This is a genomic window from Nocardia sp. NPDC041819 (genome assembly GCF_055590505.1).
Window position 1 is genome coordinate 192509 of record NZ_JBVJAP010000012.1, and the last position, 17930, is coordinate 210438.

General features: G+C 69.6%; 20 protein-coding genes. 7 read left to right on the forward strand and 13 right to left on the reverse strand.

Features of this window, described 5'->3' with window-relative positions:
• Positions 1-130: 130 nt before the first annotated feature.
• From ACZ6DL_RS28710 to ACZ6DL_RS28725, 4 genes are all read left to right on the forward strand, one after another.
• Positions 131-1543 (forward strand): lipase family protein, encoded by a 1413-nt coding sequence (locus tag ACZ6DL_RS28710; protein ID WP_466055738.1) that lies wholly within the window; start codon positions 131-133, stop codon positions 1541-1543.
• Between the two features lie 113 nt (positions 1544-1656).
• On the forward strand, positions 1657-2532 hold the full coding sequence (locus ACZ6DL_RS28715) for an oxidoreductase (RefSeq protein WP_062971698.1): 876 nt from the start codon (positions 1657-1659) through the stop codon (positions 2530-2532).
• Positions 2533-2785: 253 nt separating this feature from the next.
• Positions 2786-3253 carry a transcriptional regulator gene (locus tag ACZ6DL_RS28720; RefSeq protein WP_466055740.1) on the forward strand — a complete coding sequence of 156 codons (468 nt, stop codon included), beginning with the start codon at positions 2786-2788 and terminating at the stop codon, positions 3251-3253.
• Positions 3254-3315: 62 nt separating this feature from the next.
• A complete protein-coding gene (locus tag ACZ6DL_RS28725) occupies positions 3316-3615 on the forward strand; it encodes a DUF3817 domain-containing protein (RefSeq protein ID WP_245659928.1) in 300 nt (99 codons plus the stop codon).
• 21 nt (positions 3616-3636) lie between these two features.
• Here ACZ6DL_RS28725 and rdgB read toward each other — a convergent pair whose 3' ends face one another.
• The 10 genes from rdgB to clpS all read right to left on the reverse strand — a co-directional run bounded on the left by rdgB (position 3637) and on the right by clpS (position 10963).
• Positions 3637-4248, reverse strand: a complete 612-nt coding sequence (gene rdgB, locus ACZ6DL_RS28730) for an RdgB/HAM1 family non-canonical purine NTP pyrophosphatase (RefSeq protein ID WP_466055742.1) — start codon at positions 4246-4248, stop codon at positions 3637-3639.
• Entirely contained in the window at positions 4248-5018 is a 771-nt protein-coding gene (gene rph / locus ACZ6DL_RS28735; protein WP_466055744.1) for a ribonuclease PH, read from the reverse strand. Before rph ends, rdgB begins: the two co-directional genes overlap by 1 nt.
• 454 nt (positions 5019-5472) lie before the next feature.
• The gene (locus ACZ6DL_RS28740) at positions 5473-6237 is read right to left on the reverse strand and encodes a cyclic nucleotide-degrading phosphodiesterase (protein ID WP_391469655.1); all 765 of its coding nucleotides are present in this window, start codon (positions 6235-6237) and stop codon (positions 5473-5475) included.
• A gap of 69 nt (positions 6238-6306) precedes the next feature.
• Positions 6307-7029, reverse strand: a complete 723-nt coding sequence (locus tag ACZ6DL_RS28745) for a rhomboid family intramembrane serine protease (RefSeq protein ID WP_466055746.1) — start codon at positions 7027-7029, stop codon at positions 6307-6309.
• Between the two features lie 58 nt (positions 7030-7087).
• Positions 7088-8050: a cysteine synthase gene (locus tag ACZ6DL_RS28750; RefSeq protein ID WP_466055748.1), complete on the reverse strand. Its 963-nt coding sequence runs from the start codon at positions 8048-8050 to the stop codon at positions 7088-7090.
• An 8-nt stretch (positions 8051-8058) separates the two neighbouring features.
• The gene (locus ACZ6DL_RS28755) at positions 8059-8331 is read right to left on the reverse strand and encodes a MoaD/ThiS family protein (RefSeq protein WP_063051456.1); all 273 of its coding nucleotides are present in this window, start codon (positions 8329-8331) and stop codon (positions 8059-8061) included.
• Between the two features lie 33 nt (positions 8332-8364).
• Positions 8365-8784: a M67 family metallopeptidase gene (locus tag ACZ6DL_RS28760; RefSeq protein ID WP_466055750.1), complete on the reverse strand. Its 420-nt coding sequence runs from the start codon at positions 8782-8784 to the stop codon at positions 8365-8367.
• A gap of 110 nt (positions 8785-8894) precedes the next feature.
• The gene (locus ACZ6DL_RS28765; protein WP_466055751.1) at positions 8895-9959 is read right to left on the reverse strand and encodes a P1 family peptidase; all 1065 of its coding nucleotides are present in this window, start codon (positions 9957-9959) and stop codon (positions 8895-8897) included.
• A gap of 61 nt (positions 9960-10020) precedes the next feature.
• Positions 10021-10590 carry an oxidative stress transcriptional regulator AosR gene (aosR, locus tag ACZ6DL_RS28770; protein ID WP_393236689.1) on the reverse strand — a complete coding sequence of 190 codons (570 nt, stop codon included), beginning with the start codon at positions 10588-10590 and terminating at the stop codon, positions 10021-10023.
• A gap of 22 nt (positions 10591-10612) precedes the next feature.
• Entirely contained in the window at positions 10613-10963 is a 351-nt protein-coding gene (gene clpS / locus ACZ6DL_RS28775; protein ID WP_039796380.1) for an ATP-dependent Clp protease adapter ClpS, read from the reverse strand.
• A 123-nt stretch (positions 10964-11086) separates the two neighbouring features.
• Between clpS and ACZ6DL_RS28780 the strand changes: the two genes are divergently transcribed.
• The 3 genes from ACZ6DL_RS28780 (at position 11087) to ACZ6DL_RS28790 (ending at position 15198) form a co-directional block, all read left to right on the forward strand.
• Positions 11087-12397: a nicotinate phosphoribosyltransferase gene (locus ACZ6DL_RS28780; RefSeq protein ID WP_466055754.1), complete on the forward strand. Its 1311-nt coding sequence runs from the start codon at positions 11087-11089 to the stop codon at positions 12395-12397.
• 128 nt (positions 12398-12525) lie between these two features.
• Entirely contained in the window at positions 12526-13092 is a 567-nt protein-coding gene (locus ACZ6DL_RS28785; protein WP_466055755.1) for a nicotinamidase, read from the forward strand.
• Between the two features lie 57 nt (positions 13093-13149).
• The gene (locus tag ACZ6DL_RS28790; RefSeq protein ID WP_466055757.1) at positions 13150-15198 is read left to right on the forward strand and encodes an ATP-dependent DNA helicase; all 2049 of its coding nucleotides are present in this window, start codon (positions 13150-13152) and stop codon (positions 15196-15198) included.
• 74 nt (positions 15199-15272) lie between these two features.
• Here ACZ6DL_RS28790 and ACZ6DL_RS28795 read toward each other — a convergent pair whose 3' ends face one another.
• From ACZ6DL_RS28795 to ACZ6DL_RS28805, 3 genes are all read right to left on the reverse strand, one after another.
• Positions 15273-15665 (reverse strand): RidA family protein, encoded by a 393-nt coding sequence (locus ACZ6DL_RS28795; RefSeq protein ID WP_466055762.1) that lies wholly within the window; start codon positions 15663-15665, stop codon positions 15273-15275.
• 132 nt (positions 15666-15797) lie between these two features.
• Positions 15798-16331 carry a DoxX family protein gene (locus ACZ6DL_RS28800; RefSeq protein ID WP_466055764.1) on the reverse strand — a complete coding sequence of 178 codons (534 nt, stop codon included), beginning with the start codon at positions 16329-16331 and terminating at the stop codon, positions 15798-15800.
• 160 nt (positions 16332-16491) lie between these two features.
• Positions 16492-17853, reverse strand: coding sequence for an NCS2 family permease (locus tag ACZ6DL_RS28805; RefSeq protein ID WP_466055766.1), 1362 nt, complete (start codon positions 17851-17853; stop codon positions 16492-16494).
• Positions 17854-17930: the final 77 nt, after the last annotated feature.

The window sequence follows — 17930 nt, forward strand, 5'->3', positions numbered from 1 at the left end:
GCGAACCATGCTTCCCACCGGGGCCGGAGATATCCGTTCTTGTGATCCGCGCCATGACACCGCATACTCGAGCGCAGTCTGAAACCGATGGGGCTCACATATGTGGCTCGCCGAACGAAGAGGTTCTCGCATGGCCCTTTCCCGCAAGCACGCACCGAAGCTGCTCGCGGCACTCGCCGCGGTGGCCGTGGGGCTGCCCGTCCTACCGGCGGGGCCCGCGGCCGCGGAGCCGCCGCCCGACAACCAGGTGATCCAGCCCGCGCTGCCGTTCCCGGTTCCGCCGCTACCGCCGGGTTTCGACCCGGCGTTCTATCGGCCGCCCCTGGAGACCTACGCCGATCTGGCTCCCGGCCGGATCATCGCCGCACGCCAGGTCAATCTGGCCAACTTGTCGCTGATCCCGCTGAACGTGGACGCCTGGCAGCTGTCCTACCGCTCCACCAACTCCCGTGGCGAGGCCATCCCCGCCGTGGCCACGGTGATCAAGCCGCGCGGCTACGCCGCCGACCGGCCGCTGTTCTCCTATCAGATCGCCGAGGACTCGACCGGCAACTACTGCATGCCGTCGTATCAGCTCCAGATGGGCAGCATCCCCGCGACCTTGACCGGATCCACCCTGGTGGCCGCGCAGTTCCTCGAGGTGCAGGCGGCGCTGGCCCAGGGCTGGGCCGCGGTGATCCCGGATCACCAGGGACCGGACTCGGCATACGCCGCAGGGCCTTTGGCCGGCCGCATCACTCTCGACGGCATCCGCGCCGCGGAGAACTTCGCGCCGATGCAACTGCCCGGGACCCGGACCAGGGTCGGGATGATGGGCTACTCCGGCGGCGCGATCGCCACCGGCTGGGCCGCCGAGCTCAAGCGCGACTACGCGCCCGAACTGAACGTGGTGGGCGCCGCCGAGGGCGGCATCCCCGCCGACCTGTCGGCCGCACTGCGGATGGCCAACGGGAATCTCTCCGCGGGGCTGATCTTCGCGGGCGCGCTCGGCGTCTCGCGGGAGTATCCGGAGCTGCGGAAATTCCTCGACGACAACGCGAACGGCCTGGGCAGACTCATGATCGCGGGCAAGGAGCAACTCTGCGCGAGCTACCAGGCCGCGCTGTTCCCGTTCGCGGACAACCTGGGGATGCTGGCGAAGAACCCGTTCACCGACCCCGCCGTCGTCGAGGTGCTGAACAAGACGAAGCTGGGCCGAGCCGTGCCGGACATGCCGATGCTGATGTACCAAGCCAACGCCGACTGGCTGATCCCGGTCGGGCCCGTCAACGAGCTGGTCGGAACCTACGCCCAGGACCCGGGCGCGCGGGTCGAGTACATCCGCGACCATTTCAGTGAGCACCTCACCCTCGACCCGATCGCGGCGCCGCGCGCGCTGTTGTGGCTGAGGGACCGGTTCGCGGGTGCGCCGGTGGCCGAGGGGGTCACGATCACCGATGTGGGCTCGATGACGCTGGATCCCGCCACCTGGCAGGTGTGGGGCGATACGGTGGGCGCCGTCCTCGCGGCCGCATTCCAGCAACCCATCGGCAGTGGCCGCTGAAAAATCGGGTGAGAGCTCGTGTCGCGGGTATGTTCCGCGACACGAGCATCCGCGTCTGAGACGATCGATCCGAAACCCTTCCCCCGGAACTTACTCCAAAGTAAGGTTGACGCATGGCGTGGAAACCAACTGAGATCCCGGACCAGACGGGACGCACCTTTGTCATCACCGGCGCGAACGGCGGTCTCGGTGCCGTCGCCACGAAGGTCTTGGCGGCCAAGGGCGCGACCGTGATCATGGCCTGCCGCAACGCGGTCAAGGCGAAAGAGGTCGCCGGCGGCATCGACGGCGACGTCCGCGTGGCCGAACTCGACCTCGCCGATCTGGCCTCGGTGCGCAAGTTCGCCGACGCAGGCGGCGAGTTCGACGTCCTGGTCAACAACGCGGGCCTGATGAACATCCCGTTCTCGCGGACCAAGGACGGGTTCGAAACCCAGTGGGGCGTCAACCACCTCGGGCACTTCGCGCTCACCGGCCTGCTGCTGGACCGGATCAAGGACCGGGTGGTCACCCTCTCCAGCATCGCGCACAAGCAGACTCCGAAGCTGTGGATCGACGACCTCGACTACGAGAACCGTCGCTACCAGCGCAATCTCGCCTACGCGCAATCCAAGCTGTGCAATCTGATGTTCGCCCGCGAATTGCAGCGCAGGCTGCGGGAATCCGGCTCGGACAAGCGCTCCTACGGTGTGCATCCCGGTGTCTCGGCCACCGACCTCTTCGCCCACACCGAGACGCCGCTCGATTACGTCTCGAAGCCGTTCATCCGCCTGATCGGGCACTCACCGGCCAAGGCCGCGCACTCGACTCTGTTCGCCGCGACCATGCCCGACGCCGATCCCGAGATCTACTGGGGGCCGACCCGCCTCTTCGGTAGCCAGGGACCGGTGCGGCCCTCCTCGTCCACCCGTTTGTCGCAGAACCGGGAGCTGTGGCAGCGGCTGTGGGCCGAGTCCGAGCGCAAGACCGGCGTCATCTACCCCTTCTGAGCCGGGCACAGTCCGGGGGCCGGTCACGCGCGAAGCGGGCGGCTCATCGCGGGGGCACCGGCGGACCGCTCGCTCGCAACGGCTCATCCGTGGCGAGCGGTCCTTACATGCCCAAGAGCCGACCGCCCGGGTCGAGCGGCCGCGCACCCGGCCGACAGCCGCCCCGACGTTGGACCGGAGCACAGTCCCAGCCTGCGTAGGACGGCGCACCTGGCTCTACGGCCCGCGTAGTAGAACGGGTACCGTAGAAGCCGTGTCCGCCTCTCCCCGCCGCTCGGCACACAACCGCCCGGCCCTCATCGCGCTGGTGATCGTCGCCGCGCTGGGCTGCCTGGCGCTGGCCTGGTGGCAGTGGGAGCGGTACGAGTCCGCGAGCGGCACCGCCCAGAACCTCGGATACGCGCTGCAATGGCCCCTGTTCGCGGGGTTCGCCGTCTTCGCGTACTTCCGGTTCGTCCGGCTCGAGCGCGAGGCCGGCGCGGAGAAGAACGAGTCCACCGCGGCGGCGCGGCGCGCTTCCACCGCGGCCGGGCACGCCGCGAAACCGGTCGCGCCCACGGAGCTGCCGGCCGGTCTGCTACCCGAGCGCCCGAAGGCCGTCCGGGACGAGGATCCCGTGCTCGCCGAGTACAACCGGTACCTGGCCGCTCTGCACGCCCACGACATCGATGACCAGGTCCGCGCGGCAGGCCTGCACACCAGCGAGAGGAGCGCCGGTTGACCACCAGCGAGAATTCCACCGAGACCACCGCCGTCCCGGCCCCGGCGGGCAACGCCGCCAAGATCCGCCCGGCGCTGCTGCGCTACCGGGCGCTGGCCTGGATCACCGGTCTCTGGCTGCTGCTGCTCACCGGCGAGATGATCGCCAAGTACGGCTTCGACGTGCACACCCCCAGTTGGATCGCCGTCGTGCACGGCTGGGTGTACTTCGTCTACCTGCTGGTCACCGCCGACCTCGCGGTCAAGGTCCGCTGGCCGGCCCTGCGCACCGTCGGCACCCTGCTCGCCGGCACCATCCCGCTGCTGTCGTTCTTCGTCGAGCACGTCAACGCCAAGCAGGTCAAGCAGGACTTCGGCGTCTGAACCGACCGATCGCCGCTCGCGTCAGCCTTCGGCGAGCGCCGCCAGGGCGGGCGTCAACCGAGCCAGCGCCCGCCCGCGATGCGACACCGCGTCCTTCTGGGCGGGCGTCAACTGAGCGGCCGTGACATCGCCCCCCGCCGGGATGAACAGCGGGTCGTAGCCGAAACCGCCGTCGCCCACCGGCTTGCGCCCGATCGAGCCGGGCCATTCGCCGCGCACCACGGTCTCCGCGCCGCCGGGCACCACCAACGCGCAGGTCGACACGAACCGGCCGCCGCGACGCTCGTCCGGCACGTCCGACAGTTGCGCCAGCAACAGCGCGTTGTTGGCCGCGTCGTCACCGTGCCTGCCGGACCAGCGCGCCGACAGCACACCGGGCATCCCGTTCAGCGCGTCCACCTCGATGCCGGAATCGTCGGCGACACAGGCCAACCCGGTGGCAGCGGCGCCGTCGCGGGCCTTGGCCAGCGCGTTCTCCTCGAATGTCGCGCCGGTCTCGGGCGCCTCGTCGTACGGGGGAACGTCGTCCAATCCGAGGATCTCGATCCCGGCGATACCCGCCTCGTCGAGGATGCGGCGCAGTTCGTTCAGTTTTTTGGCGTTGCGGCTGGCCACCAGCAGACGGCGGGTCATCACTTCTTCTTCGCCTCGGCGGGCTCCGGCAGCACGCCGGGATACGGCAGCGCCAGCGCCTCCTTCTGCACGACGAACAACTGCTCGCAGCCCGCCAGCGCGGCGTCCAGCAGCTTGTCCAGCGTCGAGCGGGGGAAAGTGGCGCCCTCGCCGGTGCCTTGGATCTCCACCAGCGTTCCGGTGTCGGTGGCCACGACGTTCATGTCCACCTCGGCGCGCGAATCCTCCTCGTACGGCAGATCCAGGCGCACCCGGCCGTCGACCACGCCGACGCTCACCGCCGCGATCGCGCACGAGATCGGCTGCGGGTCGGCCAGCGCGCCCGCCGCGCCGAGATAGTTCACGGCATCCGACAGCGCCACATAGGCGCCGGTGATGGCGGCCGTCCTGGTACCGCCGTCGGCCTGGAGCACATCGCAGTCGATCGCGATGGTGTTCTCGCCGATCGCGGCGAGGTCGATGCAGGCGCGCAGCGACCGGCCGATCAAGCGGCTGATCTCCTGGGTGCGTCCGCCGATCCGGCCCTTCACCGATTCCCGCCCACTGCGGGTATGCGTCGCGGCGGGCAGCATCGCGTATTCGGCGGTGAGCCAGCCCAATCCGGAGTCGCGTCGCCACGGCGGCACCCCCTCGGTGACGCTCGCGGTGCACATCACCCGCGTCTGCCCGAACTCCACCAGCACCGAACCAGCTGGGTGCGTGGTGAAACCACGGGTGATCCGGACCTCGCGGAGCTCATCGTCCGCCCTGCCATCGGCTCGTCTCGACACGGCCACAGCCTACTGTGTTTGTTTTGCCGCGCCTTCGGCGCGGCGTGTTCGCGGCCCCCTTATGGCTCGCGTTCGCGCGACCGCCGCTTGCTCCTTCGTCGCGTACGCGGCGGTCGCGCGAACGCGAGCCGGGCCGCGAACGGCGCATGCTCGATCTCGCTGCGCTCGAAACCGGGAGTAGAGGTTCGGCTGGGCGCGTCCGGACGCGGACTCTGGACATCGTGCACACGGCTCGCAGTGGCCGGTGGTCGTCCTGATGACCGGCGCTCAGTGGCGGCCACGCGAACGCGAGCCGGGTGCTGCTTGTTGTGCTCGTCGATGGTTTCGGGACTGCTACGGGCACACTCCGATGCGGGCTTATCACCCGCATAGCCGAGCGGATCTACGGCCTTCAGCGGCAGTTATCTGCGTCGAGGAGACCTATGGTCTGGCCCTCGCCCTGAAACGGGTTCGGTCAGATATCGAAGGTTTCGCCGGGGGCAACCGCGTGTACGGGGCCGGTGAACTGGGCTTTCGCCTCGGCGATCACGTCCTCGCGTGAGGTCCACGGGGGGATGTGGGTGAGCAGGAGTTCCTTCACGCCTGCCTCGGCGGCAATCTGGCCTGCCTCGGTACCCGAAAGGTGAATGCCGGGGGGACGATTCGCCGGGTCGTGGGTCCAGGAGGCCTCCGCCATCAGGACGTCGGCGCCCTGCGCGAGTTCGTGGACCTGGGGGCACAGTGCGGTGTCGCCGGTGTAGACGAAGGTGCGTCCGCTCGCGGTGACGATCCGCAGGCCGTAGGACTCCGGAGGGTGGAACATCCGGCGCGCGGTCACGGTGTGGCCAGGGCCGAACGTGATCGGCTCGCCTTCCACCCAGGGCCGCATGTCGATCACGTCGGACCAGTCGTCGCATTCTCCGCCGACTTCCGCGGAGGCGTTGCCGATGCGCACCGAGGTGTCCGACGGGCCGCGCACGATCGCCTTCCCCTCCGGCGGAGTGGGATGGTAACGACGCCATACCAGCAAACCGGGCAGGTCCAGGCAGTGGTCGGCGTGCAGATGGGTCAGGAAGATGTCGACTTCACCGGGATCGGCGTGACGCTGCAACGCGCCGAGCACTCCCGGGCCGAAATCGATGACCGTCGGCCGCATGTCCGGGCCGGTCAGCAGGTAACCCGACGCAGGAGAGTCCGGGCCGGACACACTGCCCGAGCACCCGAGGACGGTTAGGCGCATTCCCCCATGCTGCCACGCGGATTTCTCACTCAAGAAAGGATCCCCCACATTCTCCGGCGGGCCGCGCGCTCACCGCGGCGCCGCGCCGATTCCGGCTCGGGCTCCGCGGCGGCTTCGTCGTGCATCTCCAGAGAGTACCCAGCTGGCCAGCAATCCACTCAACGCGCCGAATAGATGCCCCTGCCAAGAGATTCCGGGCTGCCCTGGCAGCACACCCCACAGCAGCGACCCGTAGAGGATAAGCACGACGAGACCGAGCACGATCTGCCCTACGTTGCGGGCGAACCAGCCGCGGGAGATGAGGAATGTCAACCAGCCGAATACCAGCGAGGACGCACCGAGGTGCACACTGCCGGTAGCTCCGGTGAGCCAGACGCCGAGCCCGGCGAGCAGCCAGATGATCGCGGTCGCGGCCAGCCCGCGCCCGAGGCCCGCCAGCAACACGAGGAAGCCGAGCACCAGCACCGGGAGCGTGTTGCCGATCAGGTGGGGCCAGCCATGGTGCAGCAACGGGGCGAAGAGGACGCCGGTCAGCCCGTCGGCACGGCGCGGCTCGATACCCGCGGAGTCGAGCCGCCCACCGAGGGCGGTATCGACGCCCTCGATCCCGTAGAGGACCCCCACGAATCCGGCGATCAGCACCCCGGCCCGCAGCCACAACTGCTTGATCGCGCCGATGCCGCCGGTCGGCGGCGCGGACGGCCCCGGCGCACCGACGGGCTCACCCAGTCGCGCGCGGATCGCCGCGATCCGATCCGGGTCGAACGACGCCCCGAGTCCCGCGCCGGCCATGGCCACCTCCTCGCCGTGGCGGGGACGTGGCCCCGCCACATCGAGGGTACCGGGGGAATCAGGCCCAGAGCTGGCCGTCGAGCCGCTCTTCCGCCTCTTCGAGCGTGCCGTCGTACGCCCCGGTCGACAGGTACTTCCATCCGCCGTCGGCAACCACGAACGCGATGTCGGCGCGGGCTCCCGTCTTCGCCGCCTTACGGGCGACGCCGAGCGCGGCGTGCAGGATGGCGCCGGTGGAGATCCCGGCGAAGATGCCTTCTTCGAGCACCAGTTCGCGGGTGCGTTTCACCGCGTCGTACGGGCCGACCGAGAAACGGCTGGTCAGCACGCTCTCGTCGTACAGCTCCGGGATGAATCCCTCATCGATGTTGCGCAGGCCGTAGACCAGTTCGCCGTAACGCGGCTCGGCGGCCACGATCTCGATGCCGGGCACCTTTTCCCGCAGGAAGCGGCCGGTCCCCATCAGCGTGCCCGTGGTGCCCAGACCCGCGACGAAGTGGGTGATCTCGGGCAGATCGGCCAGGATCTCCGGGCCGGTCGTCTCGTAGTGCGCCGACGCGTTGGCCGGGTTGCCGTACTGGTAGAGCATCACCCAGTCCGGGTTCTCCGCCGCGATCTGCTTGGCCAGTGCCACGGCCTGGTTGGAGCCGCCCGCCGCGGGGGAATCGATGATCCGCGCCCCGAACATGGTGAGCAGCTGGCGCCGCTCCACCGAGGTGTTCTCCGGCATCACACAGATCAGCCGGTAGCCCTTGAGCTTCGCGGCCATGGCCAGGGAAATGCCGGTGTTGCCGCTGGTGGGCTCCAGAATCGTGCACCCGGGCCGCAGCAGGCCGTCGGCCTCGGCCTGCTCGATCATCCGCAGGGCGGGCCGATCCTTGATCGAGCCGGTGGGGTTGCGATCCTCCAGCTTGGCCCACAGCCGCACGTGGTTGTCACCGTCCCATCGGGGAGACAGTGTGCGCAGGCCGACCAGCGGGGTGTTGCCGAGGGTCGCGATCAGCGATTCGTAACGCGCCACGGGACGGGTCAGCCTCCGGCCACGGCTGGCAGGATCGTGACGCTGGCGTCCTGCGGCACCTCGGCCGCGAGGCCGCCGGCGAAGCGCACGTCCTCGTCGTCGACGTAGATGTTGACGTAGCGGTTGAGCTTTCCGTCCTTGAGCAGGCGCTCGGCGAGCCCGGGGTGGTTGGCCTCGAGGTCGTCGATGAGCGCCGACAGCGTGGCGCCTTCGGCCTGCACGCGCTTCTCACCTCCGGTGAGGCCGCGCATGATGGTCGGAATGGACACGGTTACCGGCATGGGTACTCCTCGGTTTCGCGAACAGGCATCGGTCTAGTTCTCGTACGCGTCGACGATCCGCACCGGCTCCTCGGTGACCTCGCCGTCGACGATCCGGTAGCTGCGCAGCTCGTGCCGCTCGGGGACGCGGGTGGAGATCAGCACGTAGTGCGCGAACGGCTCGGAGGCGTAGGACACGTCGGTCCGGCTCGGATAGGCCTCGGTGGCGGTGTGCGAGTGGTAGATGACCACCGGCGTCTCGTCGGCGTCGTCCATCGCGCGCCACACCTTCAACTGCTCGCCGGAGTCGAAGCGGTAGAACGTCGGCGAACGCTCGGCGTTGACCATGGCGATGAAGCGCTCGGGACGATCCGAACCCTCCGGCCCCGCGATCACACCGCAGGCCTCGTCCGGGTGATCGGCGCGCGCGTGCGCCACCATCGCCTCCACGAGGTCGGCCCTGATCACCAGCACGAGTCGCACACCTTTCCACAACGCCGACCCATCGCAGTCGACAACGAGCCAGGATATTCGGGTATTCCCCCGGCGACGTCGCCCGGTCCCCGGTTCGAGGCATCGCCTGTTCAGACCCCTAACAGGTCACGGTAGGCCGGGATGCCCGCCACCGAACGCGCCGAGCGGATCGCGTCGACGACGGCGCGTTCGACGCAGACCGCGGCGGCCGTGCAGATCTCGTCCAGGACGAGCAGATCGGCGGGGAAAGCGGGCGGCAGCGGCAGATCCGTGCCCTCCTCCGCGGTCCCGGTGGCGATCGCGAAGAGGGTGTCGCCGTCCAGCGGCGAGTGCGCCGGACGGATCGCCCTGGCCAGCCCGTCGTGCGCGGTGGCCGCGACCCGCTTGCATCCCGCGGGATCGAGCGGGGCGTCCGTGGCCACGACGCCGATCGTGGTGTTGAGCACGGTTCCCTTCACCGGCAGCGCGTTCGCCGCCGCCAATTGCTCCGCGCTCGGTGGCCGCAGCTCGAAGAAATCGGGCCCGTCGGTGCCGCACCCCCACGGCAACCCGGTACGCGGGTCGAACACCGAGCCGACGGGATTCGCCACGATCAGCGCGGCGACGGTGATTCCCGCGGCGGCGCCTTCGCCCAGCGCGACGCTCGCGGTGCCCACCCCGCCTTTGATCGATCCCGCGCGGGCCCCGACGCCCGCGCCGACCGAACCCCGGGCGAAGTCGATGTCCGCCGCCGCCGCGGCCCGATAGCCGAATTCCGCGGTCGGGCGAATGTCCCACGCGCCGACCGGAAGATCGAAGATCACCGCGCCGGGGACGATCGGCACCACCCGGCTCGGGTCGGTCGGGTCCATCACGATGCCCGCGCCGTTCTCCTCCAGCCAGCGCATCACCCCGTCGGCCGCGGCGAGGCCGAAAGCGCTGCCGCCGGTGAGCAGGATCGCGTCGATCTGGCGAACGGTGTTCATCGGGTCGAGCAGATCGGTCTCGCGGGTACCCGGGCCGCCGCCGCGCACGTCGACCGCCGCCACCGCGCCGCCCGGCACCCGCACGACCGTGCAACCCGTCGCCGCGCCGGAGCCGAGCGTCGCGTCCCGGTCGAGGACGTGGTGGTGCCCGACCAGCACTCCGGGCACGTCGGTGATCGAATTACGTTCGCCCGGTGCGGCGTTCACCATCTCTACTCCTCGCGGCGCGGGACTTCCGGTCGCCTCGCGCCGATCTTCGCAGCACAGCCGGTCAGGGAGCCAGCGCTTGCAGCAGCGAGTCCTGCATCCAGGTCAGCCAGTGGTACACGTCCAGGTGCGGAGCGCGCGGATCGTCGGGGTCGAGATGGTCGGGCGTGTCGGCGTCGATGTCCAGCACCGTGCCGAGCGCCAGCCGGACGTCGGTGAGCGCGGTCAGCCACGCGTCGGCCTGCTCGGGGGTGAGGACGATCTTGCCGCCCGCGCTCGGCACGGTGTCCAGCACGACCGACCCCGCTGCCAGCTTGGCGTCGATGATGTCGGGCTCGTGCAATCCGCGCAGGGCGCTGTTGAGATCAGCGCGTTCGGCGTCCGGCGAGCCGGGCTCGCTGCGATGGAAGTCGGGGAGGAGTCTGCGCAGCCGCGGATCCTCCGGCGGGATGGTGTTGCCGGATCGCAGTCCGGTGAGGGCGGCCAAGTCGTCGTCGGGCGCGGACTCGGCGCGCTCGTTCAGCAGCCCGGAGACCGCACCGACCAGCGACCGAAGCACATCGGCCTCATGTGCGTCCATCTCGGATCGCAGTTTGAGACCGCTCAGCGAGTTCTTCCTGCTCCACTTGCGCACGGCGTCAGGGTAGTCGTCCAGGTCAGTCGTCCCGTTGCATGGTGGCCCAGAGCCCCGCGGCGTGCAGCCGCTGGACATCGTGCTCCATCTTGTCCCGGGAACCGGACGAGACCACCGCCTTGCCCTCGTTGTGGACCTTCAGCATCAGTTCGGTCGCCTTCGCTTTGCTGTAGCCGAACAGCTTCTGGAAGATGTAGGTCACATAGTGCATCAGATTGACCGGGTCGTCCCAGACGACGGTCACCCAGGGGCGGTCCTCCGCCTCCAGGATCTCGGTGTATTCGACCGCTTCGGGTGTCGCCTGTGCCGCCGACAATGTCGCGTTCGCGGCGTCCACAACGACGTCACCCCGGACTGTGTTGCACAAGGCCATACGGTCAAGGGTACGACTCGCCCCCGGATAAACAACACCCACGCAGCCCCGATTCGCGTTTCCACTGGTTCACCGAGCCGATGCCGGGCACCGTGAGCCGACCGTTCTGTCTACAGTGACAGCGTGGACCTGCGTGACGGCGTCGCCAGCACGGCGCTGCTGACCGACCAGTACGAACTGACCATGCTCGCCGCGGCGCTCGCCGACGGTTCAGCGCATCGGCAGTGCACTTTCGAAGTGTTTGCTAGACGTTTGCCAAATGGTCGCCGCTATGGCGTCGTCGGGGGTACCGGCCGGGTGCTCGACGCACTGCGGCAGTTCCGCTTCGACGAGGCGGAGCTGGCCGTCGCCGCCTCGTTCTCCGACCGGCGCACGCTCGACTGGCTGCGCGACTACCGGTTCACCGGCGACATCGACGGCTACGCCGAGGGCGAGCTGTACTTTCCCGGCTCCCCGATCCTGTCGGTGCGCGGCAGCTTCGCCGAATGCGTCGTCCTGGAGACGCTGATCCTGGCGATTCTCAATCACGACAGCGCGATCGCGGCCGCGGGCGCGCGGATGGTCAGCGCCGCGGGCGGCCGCAGGATGATCGAAATGGGTTCGCGGCGCGCTCACGAGTTGGCCGCCCCGGACTGCGCACGCGCCGCGTATCTGGCCGGTTTCGACGCCACCTCCAACCTGGAGGCGGTGCGTCGCTACGGGATTCCGGGCGCAGGCACCAGCGCGCACGCGTTCGTCCTGCTGCACAGCGGCCCCGACGGGGCGCACGAGGCCGAAGCGTTCCGCAGCCAGGTGCGGACGCTCGGGGTCGGGACGACGCTGCTGGTGGACACCTTCGACATCACACGGGGCGTCGCGACCGCCATCGAGGTCGCGGGCACCGAACTGGGCGGCGTGCGGATCGACTCCGGCGATCTCGGCGTCCTGGCCAGGCAGGTGCGCGACCAACTCGACGCGCTCGGGGCCACCAAGACCCGCATCGTGGTCTCCGGCGACCTCGACGAGTACGCCATCGCCGCGCTGCGCGCCGAGCCGGTCGACGTCTACGGCGTGGGCACCGCGCTGGTCACCGGCTCCGGCGCGCCGACCGCGGGCATGGTCTACAAGCTGGTCGAGGTCGAAGGGGTGCCGGTCGCCAAACGCAGCAGCCACAAGCAATCCCGCGGTGGCACCAAGAACGTGATCCGCCTGGCCCGCGACACCGGAACGATCGTCGAGGAGATCGTCTACCCGGCGGCCGGACCGGTGCCGCCCGCGAACGGCTTCGAAGCCAGGCAGCCGCTCGTCCCGCTGGTGCGCGGCGGTGAGCAGCTCGCGAGCCTGCCCACCCTCGCCGAAAGCCGGGATCTGGTCGCGCGGGGCCTGATCAGCCTGCCGTGGGAGGGCCTCAAGCTCTCGGCGGGTGAGCCCGCCGTGGTGACCACCTTCGCCTGAGGTCGGCGCCCGCGCGGGTCGACGCGGGAGACCAGAAGAGAGCAAGAATTCCCGCGAGTCGGGCGAACGAGCGTGCCACCGAGCGGCAGAATTCGAAACAGTCATTCAGCACACCGCGGGAGGTCACCATGACCCGGGCACTGATCATCGTCGACGTCCAGAACGATTTCTGCGAGGGCGGTTCACTCGCGGTCACCGGCGGAGCCGCCGTGGCGGCCCGGATCAGCGAGTACCTCACGGCGGCGAAGTACGGCGCGATCGTCGCGACCCGGGACTATCACGTCGACCCCGGCGCGCACTTCTCCGAGGCGCCCGACTACGTCGACACCTGGCCGCCGCACTGCCTGGTCGGCACGCCGGGCGCCGATTTCCACCCGGCGCTGGCCACCGGCGGCGTCCAGGCGATCTTCTCCAAGGGCGAGTACTCGGCGGCCTACTCCGGGTTCGAGGGCACGACCGAGGACGGCACCGGGCTGGCCGACTGGCTGCGCGAGCGCGGCGTCGACGCGGTCGACGTGGTCGGCATCGCGACCGACCATTGCGTGCGCGCCACCGCGCTGGACGCGCGCATCGAGGGTTTCGACACCCGCGTCCTGCTCGACCTCACCGCGGGTGTCGCCCCCGATACGGTCGCCGCCGCGCTGGACCGCATGCGCGGGGCGGGCGTCGACCTGGAGGGGAGCGTCAACCGGTAGACCGCCCGGTCTCGGCGACCGTCCTGCCCTGTCGGAGGCGACGAGTAGGCTGCTCGCGTGCCCGAACTCCCGCCCGTTTCCGACCTTTTGGCCACCGCAGTGCAGGCGCTCGGCGGCAAGGAGCGCGCCGGGCAGACGACGATGGCCGCCGCGGTCGACCACGCGATCGACACCAAGGAACACCTGGCGGTGCAGGCCGGGACGGGCACCGGCAAGTCGCTGGCGTATCTGGTGCCGAGCCTGCGCCACGCCGTGCGCACCGGCCGCACCGTGGTGGTCTCCACCGCGACGATCGCGCTGCAGCGGCAGCTGGTCGACCGCGATCTCCCCCGGCTGGCCGACGCGCTCAGCGCGCCGCTGGGGCGCACGCCGAAGTTCGCGATCCTCAAGGGGCGCAACAACTATCTGTGCTTGAACAAGATCAACAGCGCGATCCCCGACGAGCCAGCCGAGGCGGAGCTGTTCGACGCGTTCGCGATCTCCCGCCTCGGCCGCGAAGTGCAACGGCTCAACGAGTGGACCTCCGACACGGAGACCGGTGACCGCGACGAACTCGCCCCCGGGGTGAGCGATCGCGCCTGGCGGCAGGTCAGCGTGTCGTCGCGGGAATGCCTCGGCAAGTCGCGCTGCTCCTTCGGCCAGGATTGCTTCGCCGAGCGCGCCAGGACCGAGTCTGCGCAGGCCGATGTGGTGGTGACCAACCACGCGCTGCTGGCCATCGACGCGATCAGCGGCATCCAGGTGCTGCCCGAGCACGATGTGGTCGTCATCGACGAGGCGCACGAGCTGGTCGACCGGGTCACCGGCGTGGCCACCGCCGAACTGGCCTCCGCCGCGATCAGCGCGGCGGCCCGGCGCTGCGCCAAGCTCATCGATGAGCAGGAGGTGGACCGCCTGGAGGGCGCCGCGGAGGCCTGGCACACCGTGCTGGACGAGCTGCCCGCCGCCCGGTGGGACACCCTGCCCGACGGCGTCGCCCCGGTGCTGGCCCTGATCCGCGATGCCGCCTGGAACGCGCGCACCGCGCTCGCGCCACCGGGTAGCACCACCGCGCAGGGCGATCCGGAGACCTCCGCCGCCCGCACCATGGCAGTGGCCGCGCTGGACGAGGTGCACGACAGCGCGGTCCGCGCGCTGACGGCGTTCGACGAGCCCGATCCCGCCGCGCGCCGGGATGTCATCTGGCTGGCCGCCGACGAGATCCGCGGCGTGGTCCGCCGCTCGCTGCGGATGGCGCCGCTGTCGGTGGGCGGGCTGCTGCGCAGCAGGCTCTTCGGCACCGCGACCGTCGTGCTGACCTCCGCCACGTTGCAGATCGGCGGTTCCTTCGACGGCCTGGCGGTGACCTGGGGCCTGCCCGCGCAGTCGGGCAATCGCACCGATCCGGCCACCGCGAACGGGGCCCAGCCGCCATCTGACGCCGAGACCGTGCGCTGGAGCTCGCTCGATGTCGGCTCACCGTTCGACCACGCCAAGTCCGGCATCCTCTACGTCGCCAAGCATCTGCCCGCGCCGGGCCGCGACGGGCTCGCACCGGCCTACCTGGACGAGATCGAGCGGCTCATCACCGCGGCGGGCGGGCGTACCCTCGGCTTGTTCTCCTCGATGCGCGCCGCCCGCGCGGCCACCGACGCGCTGCGCCCACGGTTGCAGACCCCGGTGTTGTGCCAGGGCGACGACTCGACGGGCGCGTTGGTCCGCAAATTCGCCGACGACCCGGAGACTTCCCTGTTCGGCACGCTGTCGTTGTGGCAGGGCGTCGACGTGCCCGGACCGTCGCTGAGTCTGGTGATCCTCGACCGCATCCCCTTCCCCCGGCCGGACGATCCGCTGCTGGCGGCTCGGCAGCGTGCCGTGGAGATGCGGGGCGGAAACGGGTTCATGACGGTGGCCGCCAGCCACGCGGCTCTGCTGCTCGCGCAGGGCACCGGACGCCTGCTGCGCAGCGTCGACGATCGCGGCGTGGTCGCCATCCTCGATTCCCGCCTCGCCACCGCCCGCTATGGCGGCTACCTGCGCGCGTCGCTGCCGCCGTACTGGGAGACGGCCGACCCGGAGGTCGTGGTCAAGGCCTTGCGCCGGCTGTCCGCCGCGGCGACGGTGTGATATCGGCCGGTCCCCGCGCCAGGCTCCGCGCACGGCGCGGGGACATCACCGGATCCAGGCCCGGCAGCGGCGTTTCAGCGCACGGCCACCGCGTCGACCTCGAACAGCATGCCCGGCAACGCGAGTGCCGCCACTCCGGTCAGCGTCTGCGCGGGCGGGCGATCACCCCAGATCGCGGTGATCTTCTTGCCCAGCACCGCCAGCTTCTCCAGGTCGTGGCCGACGATGTGCGTCCGCAACTGCGCGACGTCGGCGTAGTCCACTCCCGCGGAGCGCAAGGCGATTCCGAGGTTGGCGAACGCGTTGTCCACCTGCACCGCGAAATCGGTGCTCGTGGTGTGCCCTTCGGCGTCCGAGTCGTACTGCCCGGCGATGAACACCAGCTCTCCGCGCGCCACCGCCACATGGCTGTAGCCGAATCCGGTCGGATCGTGCAGTTCACCGGGGTTGCTGATTTCCACGGCCATCGTTTCTCCTCGCTCGGTCGACAAGTGCTGCGACAACACAACGACGATCCGGCAGTCCGCGGTGTGACACGAGAAACGACCGCGGCGCGGCGACCGAGGTCACCGCGCCGCTGATCCGGCTGTGCCGGAGATTCAGAGAGCCCACTTCAGGATCAGCGTGAGCGCGCCCGTCACGACCGCGAGAATCAGCGCGCCGACTCCCCACACGAATCCGTGACGTCCCCACGGACGCCCGGCGTCCAACGAGAACTTGCCGGGCCCGGTGAAGGGGAGCGCAGCACCGACCACCGCGAACAGCAGGCCCATTTCGTAACCGCCCAGCAGACCACCGGCCCAGGTGGCGTTGATCGCGTTGATCATCGTGCCCACCACGATCGCCCCGGCCAGCGGCGTCAGCAGACCGAGCAGCAGGAGCAGGCCACCACCGAGTTCGGTCAGGCCCGCCAGGGTGCCGAACACCTTGCCCGGGTTGTATCCCATCTGCTCGAAGCCGTCGGCATTGGCCTGCAGGCCCGGGCCGCCCCACCAGCCGAAGAGTTTCTGCGCGCCGTGTGCCGCGAGCAAGCCGCCGAAGACGACTCGCACGATCAGCAGGCCGATGTCGGTGGCGACGCCGTCCAGCTCGGTGCCGGTGCCGGTTCTGTCGAGTACGGATCTCATGGTCATGCTGGTCCTCATCTCTGTGCTGTCGTTCGGGGCACGATCGTTAGGTCGGCGAATAAACGGACTACGGTCCGATTCTCGCACGAAGGAGCCAACGGCCCGGCCTTTCGGTGTATTCCACGTTCGGGCGGGAAGGACGGTTCAGCGCGCAAGCGAGCGAGGGTTACTCCGCGAGGAAGAAGAAGTAGCCGAGGAACACCAGCATCAACGCCCACATCGCCGGGTGCACGTCCTTGATCCGGCCCTTGGCCGCCATGACCACCGGATACAGCAGCATGCCCATGGCAAGGCCGTTGGCGATGGAGTACGTCAGCGGCATCATCACGACGGTGACGAACGCGGGCACCGAGTACTCGAGACGGTTCCAGTCGATCTGGCCCAGCGCCCGGGCCATGAGGATGCCGACCACGATGAGCGCGGGCGCGGTCACCTCACCCGAGCCCGCGACCACCGCGAAGATCGGATAGCAGAACATCGCGACGAGGAACCAGCCCGCGGTGGTAACGGCGGTCAGCCCGGTCCGGCCGCCCGCCGAGACGCCCGCGGTCGATTCCACATAGGCGGTCGTGGTCGAGGTGCCGATGACCGCGCCTGCCATGGTGCCCACCGAGTCCGCCGCCAGCGCGCTCGCGGCACGCGGCAGCTTGCCCTTCTCGTCCAGCAGGCCCGCCTGGTTCGCGACGCCGATCAGGGTGCCCGAGGCATCGAAGAAGTCGACGAACAGCATGGTCAGCACCACCACGGCCATCTGGCCGGTGAACGCGTCGGGCAGATGGACGATCGCCTGACCGAAGGTGTGCTCGAGCCCCTGTGGCGCGGCGAACACGCCCCTGGGCAGATCGACCAAGCCGCTCACGATGCCGACGATCGTGGTCAGCACGATGCCGTAGAGCACCGCGCCGTGCCAGCCCCGCACCAGGAACACCACGGTCACCAGCAGTCCGAACAGCGCGAGCAGCGTGGTTCCTTCGGTGAAGTCGCCCAGCGTGACCAGCGTCGCCTCGCTGTTCACCACGATCCCGGCGTTCTTCAGACCGAGGAAGGCCACGAACAACCCGATACCCGCGCCGACGGCGAGCTTCAGCTGCATCGGGATCGCGTTGAGGATGCGTTCGCGCACCTTGGTCACGGCGAGGACGAAGAAGATGACGCCGGACAGGAACGTGCCCGACAGCGCCACCTGCCACGGAATCCCCATCTCGAGCACCACCGTGTACGCGAAGAACGCGTTGAGTCCCATACCCGGTGCGAGCGCGATCGGATACCGGGCCCACAGCCCCATGACAAGCGTGCCGAACACCGCCGCGACGGCGGTGGCGGTGAACACCGCCTGCATCGGGATGCCCTTGTCGCCCAGAGCGCCCTGGTCGCCGAGCACCGCTGGATTCACCGCGAGGACATAGGACATGGCCAGGAACGTGACCGTGCCCGCCATGAGTTCGCGCTTGACGGTCGAGCCGTTCGAGCGGACGCCGAAGTACCCGTCGAGGCGTCCTCGAGTCCGGTGCAGAACGTCGGTGACCATGGGTGACTCCAGTCGAGGAACGAATCGGGGCATGCCAAGGGCACGGTAACCGACGGTTCACTACCTGGGGCAACCCG